Raw genomic sequence first — 13,634 nt, forward strand, 5'->3', positions numbered from 1 at the left:
GAGTGCCAATGGCTGTGTGTTCGATCCGTGAGGGAACCGAAAACCACGCTTTTCGGTTCCCGTTGAGCCAAAGTCCTACCCGGACTTTGGCGATCTATCAGCAGTCTTTGTGAGGAAAGGAAAAACGACGTTTTTCCCTTTCCCCAGGATATTAATGGGTCACGAAAAGTCCCGGATTGGACCTTTTGCGACCCTATCATAGTCAAAACCGGGCAGTTCCCCCGGCCAGGGGAACGGTCGGACCGCACGCCTTTTACACCGGCGCGCAGTGCCCGTTTAAGAACGTGCTGAAACCAGGCCACACCGGAAGTTCAGTGACAGCCGGGTCACGTCGAAGCTCAAAACCCAGCATTGTTTCGTAAAGGGTTGACGAGGGAAGACGGATTAAATGCCCCGACGGGCGCCCCGCCGAGACGCGGTGTGACTTCCAAGGCATTCCATGATCCCTACCTGGAAGGCTGCGGACCACTTCAAGTCTCATCCTGTCCTTGTCAGACCGGCGTGGTGAACATCACGTCAAAAACTGAAAGAAAGGAGGAGAAAAGTTGGGACGCGCCGATAGAGACATTCAAATACAAGAGCTGCACGAACTTTTCTCGGGGATCGAGATGGCTGTGCTCACTGATTATCGCGGGCTGACCGTTCAGGAGCTGTCTGACCTGAGAATCAAACTTCGTGACGTCGATGCGCGCTTCAAGGTGGTCAAGAACACATTGTCCATCCGGGCGGCAGACGGAACACCCCTCGAGCACGTCAAAGGCCGTTTTATCGGTCCTGTTGCGCTCCTTTACACAAAGTCGGATCCGGTCGGTCCTGCCAAGGTTCTCGTGGATTTTTCCAAGACCAATGACAGGATCGAAGCTATCGTCGGTATTCTTTCGGGCAAGGTTATTGAGCTGGCGGAGATCAAGATGCTGGCCGAAATGCCCAACAGGGAAAAACTCATTGCCACTGCCCTGTCATCCATGAACGCGCCGGCAACCAACTTTGTCCGGACACTTTCCGAAGTGCCGGCCAGTTTTGTCAGAGTGCTCGGTTCGATCCAGCGCGGGAAAGAAGCCGCGTAGGATCGACCACCACATACATAATAAAAATGATGATCGTATCAGGAGGAAAATGCGATGGCTGATATCAAAAAAGAAGATGTTGTCAAGTTTATTGAAAAAATGACAGTTCTCGAGATGGCCGAATTCGTCAAGGAGCTTGAGGAAAAATTCGGCGTGTCGGCAGCCGCCCCCGTGGCCGTGGCCGCCGCTCCCGGTGCCGCCGCTGCGGTCGAGGAAGAGAAGACGGAGTTCGATGTGGTTCTCGCTGAGATCGGCGCCGAGAAGATCAAGGTCATCAAGGTCGTCCGCACCCTCACAGGCCTTGGCCTCAAGGAAGCCAAGGACCTGGTTGACGGAGCCCCCAGCAACATCAAGGAAGGTGTCTCCAAGGACGAAGCCGAGGATGCCAAAAAGCAGCTCGAGGAAGTAGGCGCCAAGGTGGAGATCAAGTAGCCGGATCCAGCCTGAAGGTCAAGGGAGGAGAGCCATGTCGAAGGGCCTCCTCCCATGTTGGTTTTTAAATGCAAAACTGTTATCAGCTGTATCCCCCGTGAGGTGAGACGATGGCCCAAGCCGCTAAGCCCAACATGCCGTTGCGAAGAGATTTTTCAAGACTCCCGTCCATCATAGGCATGCCGAACCTGATCGAGGTCCAGAAAGAATCCTACGAGAAGTTCCTTCAGATCAATATCGAGCCCGAGTTGCGGGAGGAAACCGGTCTTCACGCCGTTTTCAAGGGGATCTTTCCCATTGAGGACTACTCCAAGACCACCCTGCTCGATTACGCCAAGTTCGACATCCTGGAGCCAAAATTCGACGTCCAGGAGTGCCAGGACCGCGGAATGACCTTTGCCGCGCCCCTCAACGTCACCATCCGCCTCATCCACCTCGAGGTGGACGAGGAGACCAAGACCAAGAAGGTCAAGGAGGTGAAGGAACAGGACGTTTACCTGGGCGAGATCCCCCTCATGACTGCAAACGGGACGTTCATCATCAATGGAACCGAGCGGGTCATCGTCAGCCAGCTTCATCGGAGCCCCGGCGTTTTCTACGAGCCGGACAAGAGCAAGTCCATGGTCGGGGGGCGCCCCCTGTACTCGGCCCGTGTGATCCCTTACAGGGGTTCGTGGCTGGATTTCGAGTACGACGCCAAGTTACTTATCAACGTCCGCATCGACCGCCGCCGCAAGATCCCCGCCACTATTCTGCTCAGGGCCCTCGGGTACGATCCGGAACAGATCATCCGCCTGTTCTACCCCATCGACAGGGTGCGACTGCATGGCGGCAAGGCGTTCAAGACCTACCAGCGCAAGACCGTGGAGATGCAGAACGTGTCCAGGGACATCGTGGACCCTTCTTCCGGGGATGTACTGGTTCGGGAAGGCCGCAAGGTGTTCGCTTCGTCGGCCAAAAAGATCGAGGCTGCCGGGATCACCGAGTTCGAGATCGATCCGGTCACGGATCTTCTCGGGCGGTACTTGGCTTCCCCGGTCGTGGACACAGGCACCGGCGAGATCATCGGCGACTGCAACGAGGAGATCACCCAGGATGTCCTGGGGAAGATCACAGAGGCCGGTGTTTCGGAGCTGGAGATCCTGTTCATCGACAACAACAGGTACGAAAGCTCCCTCAGGGACACCCTCGCAACGGACAAGGTGCTCAACCAGGAAGACGCCCTGCTGGAGATCTACAGGAAACTTCGCCCCGGCGATCCTCCAACCCTGGAGACCGCCAAGGCCCATTTCGACCGTCTCTTTTTCTCCGACGACCGTTACGACCTTTCACGGGTCGGGCGCCTGAAGATCAACATCAAGCTGGCAGAGGAACTCAGGGAACTGTTCGGTCAGGAAGTTCCGCCCCTTGAGGCCCGCGTCCTCATGAAAGAGGATATCGTGGCCATCATGAAGTACCTGGTGAAGCTTCGAAGCGGTATCAAGGAAGCGGTGGCCGATGACATCGACCACCTGGGCAACCGCCGCGTGAGGAGCGTCGGCGAACTGCTTGAGAACCAGTTCCGTATCGGCCTGGTGCGGATGGAAAGGGCGATCAAGGAGCGCATGAGCATCCAGGAGATGGAAACGGTCATGCCTCACGACCTCATCAACGCCAAGCCGGTTTCGGCGGTGGTCAAGGAGTTCTTCGGGTCCAGCCAGCTGTCCCAGTTCATGGACCAGACCAATCCCCTTTCGGAGATCACCCACAAGAGGCGCCTTTCCGCCCTCGGCCCGGGCGGTCTGACCCGCGAAAGGGCCGGTTTCGAGGTCAGGGACGTCCACCCGACCCACTATGGCCGGATCTGTCCCATCGAGACCCCGGAAGGTCCAAACATCGGGCTCATCTCCTCCCTGAGCACTTTTGCCCAGATCAACGAGTTCGGCTTCATCGAGACGCCGTACCGCAAGGTAGAAAACTCAAAGGTCTCCAACGAGATCATCTACCTGTCGGCCCTGGAGGAGGACAGATACTCTATCGCCCAAGCCAACGCGGCCCTCGACAGCAAGAACCGGTTCGTCGACGAATTCATCGCCGCCAGGGTCGGTGGAGAGCCCACCATGGTGCCTAAGGACGATGTCCATCTCATGGATGTGTCCCCCCGGCAGCTGGTCTCGGTGGCAGCCTCCCTCATCCCGTTCCTGGAGAACGACGACGCCAACAGGGCACTCATGGGTTCCAACATGCAGCGGCAGGCGGTGCCCCTCCTGACGACATCGGCACCCCTGGTGGGCACCGGCATGGAAGCAGTGGCTGCCCGGGATTCCGGTGCCGTGGTCATCGCCAAGCGCGGCGGAGTGGTGGAGAGCGTGGATGCCGGCCGGATCGTCATCCAGGTTGACGAGTCGGAAGAGGACAAGGAAGGGGTCGATGGCTTGTCCAACGTAGACATCTACCACCTCATCAAGTTCATGAGGTCCAACCAGAATACCTGCATCAACCAGATCCCCATCGTCCAGCCGGGACAGCACGTTAACGCCGCCGACGTCATTGCCGATGGTCCTGCCACGGACCGGGGCGAACTGGCCCTGGGCAAGAATATCCTCGTGGCGTTCATGCCCTGGAACGGCTACAACTTCGAGGACTCCATCCTCGTGAGCGAGCGGCTGGTCCAGGAGGACGTCTTCACCTCCATTCACATCGAGGAGTTCGAGGTGATGGCCCGCGACACCAAGCTGGGGAAGGAAGAGATCACCCGGGATATCCCCAACGTGGGCGAGGAAGCGTTAAAGGACCTGGATGAGTCCGGCATCGTCCGTATCGGCGCCGAGGTGAATGCCGGAGATATCCTTGTCGGGAAAGTCACCCCCAAGGGAGAGACCCAGCTGACCCCCGAAGAAAAGCTCCTTCGGGCCATCTTCGGCGAGAAGGCCGGTGATGTGAGAGACACATCCCTCCGCGTTCCCCCCGGGGTCGAGGGGGTGGTCATCGACGTCAAGGTGTTCTCGAGGCGAGGTATGGACAAGGATAACCGTGCCCAGGCCATCGAGGACGATCAGGTTGCCCGGTACATCAAGGACCGTGACGACGAGATCCGCATCGTGCGCAACAGCATGTACGAAAAGATCCGCAGCACCATCCAGGGCAAGAAACTGGACGCCGACCTCAGGGGGCCGGACGGCAAGGTGGCTGCCAGGAAAGACGGCAAGGTCACCACGAAGATCCTTGAGGACCTGCCCAAGGTCAGGTGGTTCGACATCCCCCTTGCGGATCAAAAAGCCCTTCAGCGGATGATGATCCTGAAGCAGCGATCGGAAAACCAGGAGGAGATGATCCGCCGCCTCTTCGACGGCAAGATTGAAAAACTGCGTAAGGGCGATGAACTCCCTCCCGGAGTCATCAAGATGGTCAAAGTCTACCTGGCGATCAAGCGCCAGCTGTCCGTTGGCGACAAGATGGCGGGCCGGCACGGGAACAAAGGTGTCCTTTCCAAGATTGTCCCGGTGGAAGACATGCCCTATATGGAGGACGGGACCCCCGTGGACATAGTGCTCAACCCCCTTGGGGTCCCAAGCCGTATGAACGTCGGGCAGATCCTCGAGATCATGCTGGGCTGGGCAGCCAAGGGTGTTGGCGAGCAGGTAGGGAAACTCGTCAACTCCAACGCAACGGTGACCAAGGTCCGCAGCATGCTCAGGGAAGTCTACGGCGCTGACAGACCTACCGAGGCCGGGAAGAAGGTCAAGGATATTATCGACGGCCTGGACGAGGACGGTGTTTTCGATCTGGCCCGGAATCTCAATAACGGCCTGCTGGTCGCTTCCCCGGTGTTCGACGGCGCCAACGAGGAAGAGATCCAGGAACTGCTGAAGATCGCCGGTATGTCGGTGCGGGGGCAGGCCAGGCTCGTGGACGGCAAGACCGGCGAGCTTTTCCACAGGGCCGTCACCCTCGGCTATATGTACATGTTGAAGCTGCACCACCTCGTGGACGACAAGATCCACGCCAGGTCCATCGGGCCGTACTCCCTCGTCACCCAGCAGCCCCTGGGCGGCAAAGCCCAGTTCGGCGGACAGCGTTTCGGTGAGATGGAAGTATGGGCCCTGGAGGGTTACGGCGCTGCACACACCCTTCAGGAGATGCTCACCGTGAAGTCGGACGACGTGGCGGGCAGGACCAAGATGTACGAGGCCATCGTCAAAGGGCAAAACGGCATGGATGCGGGCCTTCCGGAATCTTTCAACGTCCTCATCAAGGAACTGCAGAGTTTCTGCCTGGACGTGGAGCTGCTTGAAGAAGAAGGAGGAGGAGCCTGATCGGTTCCCGATCAGGAAGCCCCAGGTACCAAGTACTCAGTACTAAATACTGATTCTTTGGAGGTAATTGATGCCTTTGACCGATTTTTACAGTGAGCACTTCGATCGTCCGAAGTATCCCACGAACTTCAACGCCATCAGGCTGAGGCTGGCCTCGCCTGAAAAGGTCCGCGCATGGTCCTACGGCGAGGTGAAAAAGCCCGAGACCATAAACTACCGGACCTTCAAGCCCGAAAGGGACGGCCTGTTCTGCGCCAAGATCTTCGGTCCTACCAAGGATTACGAGTGCAACTGCGGTAAATACAAGAGGATGAAGCACCGCGGTATCGTGTGCGAAAAGTGTGGTGTGGAGGTGATCCAGTCCAAGGTAAGGAGAGAACGTCTCGGCCACATCGAACTGGCTTCCCCCGTGGCCCACATCTGGTTCATGAAAGGGATTCCCAGCCGCATCGGTCTCATGCTGGACATGTCCCTCAGGGAACTGGAGAGAGTGCTCTACTTTGAGGAGTATATCGTCCTCGATCCGGGGCCTGAGTCCACCGGCCTGAGTGAACGGGAACTGCTCTCGGAGGACCGTTACCGGGAGTTGCGCGAGGATTACGGCGACAGCTTCGTCGCCGGGATGGGCGCCGAGGCGGTCAAGGAACTCCTGGGCCGCGTCGACCTGGACCTCCTGGCAGTGGACCTGCGGACCGAGATGCTGGAGACCAACTCCGAGGCCAAGCGGAAGAAGGTGGTCAAGAGGCTCAAGACGGTGGAGTCGTTCAGATCGTCGGGCAACCGGCCCGAGTGGATGATCCTTGACGTCATCCCCGTATTGCCTCCCGAGCTGCGCCCCCTCGTCCCGCTGGACGGAGGCCGCTTTGCCACCTCGGATCTCAACGACCTTTACAGACGGGTGATCAACCGGAATAACCGCCTCAAGCGCCTCATGGAACTCCGCGCGCCGGAGATCATCGTGCGCAACGAGAAGAGGATGCTGCAGGAAGCGGTGGATGCCCTGTTCGACAACGGACGGCGCGGACGGCCCATCGTCGGTTCCAACAAGCGGCCTCTCAAATCCCTGTCCGATATGCTCAAGGGCAAGCAGGGCCGGTTCCGGCAGAACCTTCTCGGCAAGCGTGTGGATTACTCCGGCCGCAGCGTTATCGTCATCGGCCCGGAACTCAAACTCCACCAGTGCGGCATCCCCAAGAAGATGGCGCTGGAGTTGTTCAAGCCCTTTATCTATCACAAGCTCGAACAGTACGAGCACGTGACGACGATCAAGAGCGCCAAAAAGATGGTGGAAAAGGAACGTCCCGAAGTGTGGGACGTGCTGGACGAGGTCATCAAGGACCACCCCATCCTGCTGAACCGGGCACCGACCCTTCACCGCCTCGGCATTCAGGCTTTCGAGCCGGTCCTCATCGAGGGCAAGGCGATCCAGCTCCACCCTCTGGTCTGCGCGGCGTTCAACGCGGACTTCGACGGCGATCAGATGGCGGTCCACGTTCCCCTGTCCCTCGAGGCACAGATGGAGTCGCGGACCCTGATGCTTGCGACCAACAACGTCCTGTCCCCGGCAAACGGCCGGCCCATCGTCGTCCCCACACAGGATATCGTTCTTGGTATCTACTGGATGACCAAGGAGCGTCCCAAGTCACTCGGTGAGGGGATGGTGTTCTCCAACTTCGATGCCGTACGCATGGCCTACGACAGAGACATTGTCGCCCTCCAGGCGTCCATCAAGGCCCGGCATAAGGGTGAGATCATCGACACAACAGTGGGCAGGGTGCTCCTGTATGACATCGTACCCGAGGAGATACCCTTCCCCCTGATCAACCGCCAGCTTCGGAAGAAGGAACTCGGCGAGCTTATCATGACCTCCTTCATGGAGGCCGGCAACGAGAAGACCATCTACCTTCTCGACAACCTCAAGGCTATGGGTTTTTCCTACGCCACAAAGTCCGGGCTGTCGATCTGCGTGGACGATATGCACATACCCGTCCGAAAGGCCGAGCTCATGAGCCGTGCCGAAAAGGAGGTCACCGAGGTGCAGACCCAGTACACCGAGGGCCTCATTACGGATGGCGAGCGTTACAACAAGGTCGTTGATATCTGGGCACAGGTCACCGAGGAGGTGGCGGACGAGGTCATCACCTCTCTGGAAGATGAGGGGATCGGGGGTGAAGGGACCTTCAACTCCATCTACATGATGGCCGACTCGGGAGCCAGGGGTTCGGCTCAGCAGATCCGGCAGCTTGCCGGTATGCGAGGCCTCATGGCCAAACCGTCCGGTGAGATCATCGAGACGCCTATCCGGGCAAACTTCAGGGAGGGCCTGAAGGTCCTCGAGTACTTCATCTCCACCCACGGAGCCAGGAAGGGCCTTGCCGATACAGCCCTGAAAACGGCCAACTCGGGTTACCTGACACGGAGGCTCATTGACGTTGCCCAGGAGTGCATCATCATCATGGACGACTGCGGGACCCTCGACGGGATCCGCGTCACCTCCCTGGTGGAAGGCGGCGAGGTCATCCAGCCCCTCGAAGAGAGAATCCTCGGCAGGATCGCGCTGGAGGATATCAAGGATCCCGAAACCGGCGAGGTCGTCGTCAGGGCGGCCGCGGAGATCGACGAGATCGCCGTTGAGGAGATCGAAAAGCGCGGCCTGGGGTACGAGGGCATCCTGATCCGTTCAACCCTGACCTGCCGGGCACGAAGGGGTGTGTGCGCCAAATGCTATGGCCGCGACCTGGCCAGGGGACAACTGGTGGCCATGGGCGAAGCGGTGGGGATCATCGCCGCCCAGTCCATTGGCGAACCGGGCACCCAGCTTACCATGCGGACCTTCCACATCGGCGGTACGGCCAGCAGGCACATCGAACAGACCTCCCTCGAGGCCCCTGTCGACGGTTTCCTCCGCTGCATCAACCTCAACACCCTCGCAAACCGCCAGGGGGACCTCGTTGTCATGAACCGCAATGGAGAGGCCGCCATCGTGGACGAGAACGGCAGGGAGAAGAAGAGGTACCCGGTCATCTACGGCGCCCGGTTCAAGGTCGCCGACGGCGCCGAGGTCCAGAAGGGGATGCTCCTGGCCGAATGGGATCCCTTCAGCACGCCCATCATCACTGAGGTCGGCGGCAAGATCAAGTTCGGAGACATCAAGGAAGGCCTGACCATGAAGGAGCAGGTTGACGAAGTCACCGGCATCGCTTCCAAGGTCATCACCGAGTACCAGGGCACCGAACAAAAACCCAGGGTCTCCATCAAGGACAAAGAAGGGCGTACCCTGAAGGTTCCCGGCACCAAGTCCACAGCGCGCTATTTCATGCCGTCAAACGCCATCGTCATGGTCAACGAAGGGGACGAGATCATGCCCGGTGACATCATCGCCAAGATCCCCATTGAGACCACCAAGACCAAGGACATTACCGGTGGTCTGCCGCGGGTCGCTGAACTTTTCGAAGCCAGGATCCCCAAGGAGCAGGCCACCATCAGCGAGATCGACGGCGTGGTCCATTTCGGCCGCGACCTCAAGGGCAAAAGGCGCATCGAGGTCAGGCCTGAGGTGGGTGAACCGAAGGAGTACCTGATCCCCCGGGGCAAGCACATCAGCGTGCATGAGGGAGACCGGGTGCGGGCAGGTGAACCTCTCATGGACGGATCCCCCAACCCTCACGACATCCTCCACGTCCTCGGTGAGAAAGAACTCCAGAAGTACCTCGTTAACGAGGTGCAGGAGGTGTACCTGCTTCAGGGCGTCAAGATCAACGACAAGCATATCGAGGTGATCATCCGTCAGATGCTCAGCAAGGTGAGCATCGAGGATGTCGGTGATTCGAAGCTCATGGTTGGAGAGCAGATCGACCGGGTCGATTTCGCGGAAGAGAACGGCAGGGTCATCCGGGAGGGCGGCAAACCCGCCACGGGTAAGGCGATCCTCCAGGGGATCACCAAGGCGTCGCTCAACACCGAAAGTTATTTTTCGGCGGCCTCCTTTCAGGAGACCACCCGGGTCCTCACCGAGGCGAGCATCTCCGGTAAGGTCGATTACCTGAGGGGACTGAAGGAGAACATCATCGTGGGAAGGCTCATCCCGGCAGGCACCGGGCTCAAGCGTTATTTCAATGCGGGTGTCGCTCCCACGGAGATCCCTGAGGACGTTGCCCGGGTCATGGCGGAAAGGGAGAAGTAGTAAGGCAGATTTCTTGCCAGATCGCTATAACACGGACGGTCTTTATATGACCGTCCGTGTTTTTTTAATCTGCCTTATGAGTGAACGGTTGACAGTATACGGTGAACAGTCTGGAAAACCTTCAAAAACGGTTATTTTCAGGCGATTTCACTGTAAACAGTGAACTGTTAACTGTTAACTTAAAACCCCTTGACAAAGTAACTTTGCATCGATAATATTTCTGAGTTTTCCCATAAGCGGAAAGTTGCCCCTTGCGGGGCTTTTTCGAAAAGAATTTCCGGTTCAAAAACAAAGGGTTATAAAACCCGGGAGCCGGTAATGAGGGAGCTGGAGCAGGCCCCCACAAGGGCCGTGTGCGCCGCGACAGGCTCCTTATGCCCTTTAAGGGTCCCTGCAGGTTGAAATCAGGGGTCATAACGAGGAGTTGAAACATGCCGACACTGAACCAGCTGGTGAGAAAGAGCAGGAAGAAAGCGGTCAGAAAGTCAAAGACCCCGGCCATGCAGCAGTGCCCCCAGAAAAGGGGTGTCTGCACGAGGGTGTACACCACGACACCAAAAAAGCCCAACTCAGCCCTCAGGAAAGTGGCCCGCGTCAGGCTGACCAACGGTATCGAGGTCACATCCTATATCCCGGGGGTCGGACATAACCTCCAGGAGCACTCGGTGGTTCTTATCCGCGGCGGCAGGGTCAAGGATCTTCCCGGTGTCCGCTATCACATCCTGAGGGGCACCCTTGATACAGCCGGTGTCGCCGACAGGAGGCAGAGTCGGTCCAAATACGGGACCAAGAGACCCAAGTAACACCGGAGGCAGCAGATGGCTCGACGAAGAAGTGCCCAGAAGAGAGATGTTATTCCGGATCCGAAGTACAAGGACAAGCTCGTTGCCAAGTTCATGAACAACCTCATGCTTGACGGCAAGAAAAGCCTGGCCGAGAAGATTTTCTACGGATCCATGGACCTCATCCAGGACAAGGTTCATGAGGACCCCCTGGGGGTTTTCAAAAGTGCTGTGGAGAACGCGAAACCTATCCTGGAGGTGAAATCCAGGCGGGTGGGCGGTGCTACCTACCAGGTTCCCATCGAAGTACGGGCTGACAGGAAGCTGGCTCTCGCCATCCGTTGGCTCATATCCAACGCGAAGGCCCGCACCGAACGGACCATGGTGGAGCGGCTAGCCAACGAGTTTATCGACGCCGCCAACAAACGCGGTAATACGATCAAGAAGAAGGAAGATGTCCACCGGATGGCCGAAGCCAACAAGGCTTTTGCCCATTACAGGTGGTAGAGGAGGCAGTCAACGCCCAGCGTTGCTGAATAAAAGTGGCACGGCAGTATCAACTCAAAAATCATAGAAATATCGGTATCATGGCCCACATCGATGCCGGTAAGACGACCACCACCGAGCGGATCCTTTTTTATACTGGAGTCTCCCACAAGATGGGGGAGGTCCACGATGGCGCCGCTGTCATGGACTGGATGGAGCAGGAACAGGAGCGGGGGATCACCATCACCTCGGCTGCCACCACCACCTTCTGGAAGGATACCCGTATCAACGTCATCGACACCCCCGGCCATGTGGACTTCACCGTGGAGGTGGAAAGGTCCCTCAGGGTCCTCGATGGCGCGGTGGCGGTGTTCTGCTCCGTTGGCGGCGTCGAGCCGCAATCGGAAACGGTCTGGAGGCAGGCTGACAAGTACCGCGTTCCGAGGATCGCCTTTGTCAACAAGATGGACCGGACCGGTGCCGATTTTGGCCGGGTAGTCCAGATGATAAGGGACAGGCTCGGCGCGACGGCTGTCCCTATCCAGATCCCTTACGGAGCCGAGGACAAGTTCCGCGGCATCATCGACCTGGTACGTGAGGTCATGTATATCTTTGACGAAGAGACTCTGGGGGCGGCAATACAGGAAGTCCCCATTCCGGCTGAAATGGCAGACGAGGTTGCCGGGGCGCGGGAGGCCCTCATGGAGTCCCTGGCCGACATGGACGACTCTCTCATGGAGAGGTACCTCGAAGGCGAGGAGATCGATGTCGATCGTGTCAAGTCGGTCATCCGCAAAGCCACCCTTGAACTTGCCATCGTCCCTGTCATGTGCGGCAGTGCCTTCAAGAACAAGGGCGTACAGACCCTTCTCGACGCTGTTGTGGACTACCTTCCTTCTCCCCTCGACACTCCGCCCATGAACGGGATTGATCCACGCAATGGCGACGCCTTGACGGTGACCGCCGATGACGATGCGCCTTTTTCGGCCCTGGCGTTCAAGATCATGACCGACCCCTTCGTTGGACACCTGACCTTTATCCGGATCTATTCCGGCCACCTTGCGGCGGGCAGCTATGTTCTCAACGCGACCTCAGGTCGCAAGGAGCGCATCGGGAGGCTCCTGAAGATGCACGCCAACAAGAGGGAGGACATCAAGGATGTCTATTCCGGGGACATTGTGGCCTGTGTGGGCCTTTCCAAGAGCGTGACGGGGGATACCCTGTGCTCCCTGGACCGGCCGATCCTTCTCGAGGAGATGGACTTCCCGGAGCCTGTGATCTCCATCGCCATCGAGCCGAAGACCAAGGCTGACCAGGAGAAGCTGGGCACGGCACTGCAGAAACTTTCCCAGGAGGACCCCACTTTCAGGGTAACAACGGACCCCGACACCGGACAGACCCTCATTGCCGGGATGGGGGAACTGCACCTGGAGATCATCGTCGACCGTCTCATGCGCGAGTTCAAAATCGGCGCGACCGTCGGACGACCGCAGGTCGCCTACCGGGAGACGATCACCGCCTCAGTCAAGGCCGAGGCCCGCTTTATCAAGCAAAGCGGCGGCCGCGGCCAGTTCGGGCATGTGTGGATCGAGATGGAGCCCGGGGAGACTGGAAGCGGTATCGTATTTACGAACAACATCGTGGGTGGGGTCATCCCAAGGGAGTATATCCCCGCCGTTCAGAAGGGTGTCGAGGAGGCGTCCCACCAGGGGATCCTGGGTGGCTACCCGGTCCTCGACGTGAAGGTGAGCCTTTTCGACGGCTCGTACCACGAGGTCGATTCGTCGGAGATGGCGTTCAAGGTTGCAGGCTCCATGGCCTTCAAGGAGGCCGCCAGGAAAGCCGGTGCCGTCCTCCTCGAACCGGTGATGGACGTGGAAGTCGTTGTACCGGAGGAGTATGTGGGAGACGTCATGGGTGATCTCAGCAGCCGCCGCGGCAAGGTGTCGAATATGGACGAAAGGGCCGGGGCCAGGATCGTGACGGCCACCGTACCTCTCGCTGCCATGTTCGGATACGCCACCGACCTGCGCTCCATGACACAGGGAAGGGCAACCTACTCCATGCATTTTGCGCACTATGAGCGGGTGCCCGTTAACATTGCCGAGGAAGTCCTCGCCCACTCGGGCGTTGCCTGAAAAATTGAAGATCTTTCAGGAGCTGACCACTCAAGGAGGAGATGATGTCCAAGCAGAAGTTTGAGCGGACCAAGCCGCACGTTAACGTTGGGACGATCGGTCACGTTGATCACGGCAAGACGACGTTGACGGCCGCGATCACGAAGTGTCTCGCCCATTCCGGCGGTGCGACCTTTGTGCCTTTCGACGAGATCGACAAGGCTCCCGAGGAGCGTGAGCGCGGAATCACCATCGCCACGGCCCACGTGGAG

At 58.5% G+C, this 13,634-nt stretch carries 8 protein-coding genes; all 8 read left to right on the plus strand.

Annotated elements, in window-relative coordinates; genetic code table 11:
• Window positions 1-545: 545 nt before the first annotated feature.
• Entirely contained in the window at window positions 546-1,067 is a 522-nt protein-coding gene (gene rplJ, locus P1S46_08415; protein MDF1536507.1) for a 50S ribosomal protein L10, read from the plus strand.
• Between the two features lie 54 nt (window positions 1,068-1,121).
• Window positions 1,122-1,499 (plus strand): 50S ribosomal protein L7/L12, encoded by a 378-nt coding sequence (gene rplL / locus P1S46_08420; protein ID MDF1536508.1) that lies wholly within the window; start codon window positions 1,122-1,124, stop codon window positions 1,497-1,499.
• A 110-nt stretch (window positions 1,500-1,609) separates the two neighbouring features.
• The gene (rpoB, locus tag P1S46_08425) at window positions 1,610-5,794 is read left to right on the plus strand and encodes a DNA-directed RNA polymerase subunit beta (protein ID MDF1536509.1); all 4,185 of its coding nucleotides are present in this window, start codon (window positions 1,610-1,612) and stop codon (window positions 5,792-5,794) included.
• A gap of 76 nt (window positions 5,795-5,870) precedes the next feature.
• On the plus strand, window positions 5,871-9,977 hold the full coding sequence (rpoC, locus tag P1S46_08430) for a DNA-directed RNA polymerase subunit beta' (protein ID MDF1536510.1): 4,107 nt from the start codon (window positions 5,871-5,873) through the stop codon (window positions 9,975-9,977).
• 431 nt (window positions 9,978-10,408) lie between these two features.
• The gene (gene rpsL, locus P1S46_08435) at window positions 10,409-10,780 is read left to right on the plus strand and encodes a 30S ribosomal protein S12 (GenBank protein MDF1536511.1); all 372 of its coding nucleotides are present in this window, start codon (window positions 10,409-10,411) and stop codon (window positions 10,778-10,780) included.
• A 15-nt stretch (window positions 10,781-10,795) separates the two neighbouring features.
• Window positions 10,796-11,266 carry a 30S ribosomal protein S7 gene (rpsG, locus tag P1S46_08440; GenBank protein ID MDF1536512.1) on the plus strand — a complete coding sequence of 157 codons (471 nt, stop codon included), beginning with the start codon at window positions 10,796-10,798 and terminating at the stop codon, window positions 11,264-11,266.
• A gap of 35 nt (window positions 11,267-11,301) precedes the next feature.
• Window positions 11,302-13,383 carry an elongation factor G gene (gene fusA, locus P1S46_08445; GenBank protein ID MDF1536513.1) on the plus strand — a complete coding sequence of 694 codons (2,082 nt, stop codon included), beginning with the start codon at window positions 11,302-11,304 and terminating at the stop codon, window positions 13,381-13,383.
• Between the two features lie 44 nt (window positions 13,384-13,427).
• Window positions 13,428-13,634 (plus strand): GTP-binding protein (locus P1S46_08450; GenBank protein MDF1536514.1); only part of this gene is annotated, 207 nt, incomplete at its 3' end.

Source organism: bacterium (assembly GCA_029210545.1).
GTDB lineage: Bacteria > BMS3Abin14 > BMS3Abin14 > BMS3Abin14 > BMS3Abin14 > JARGFV01.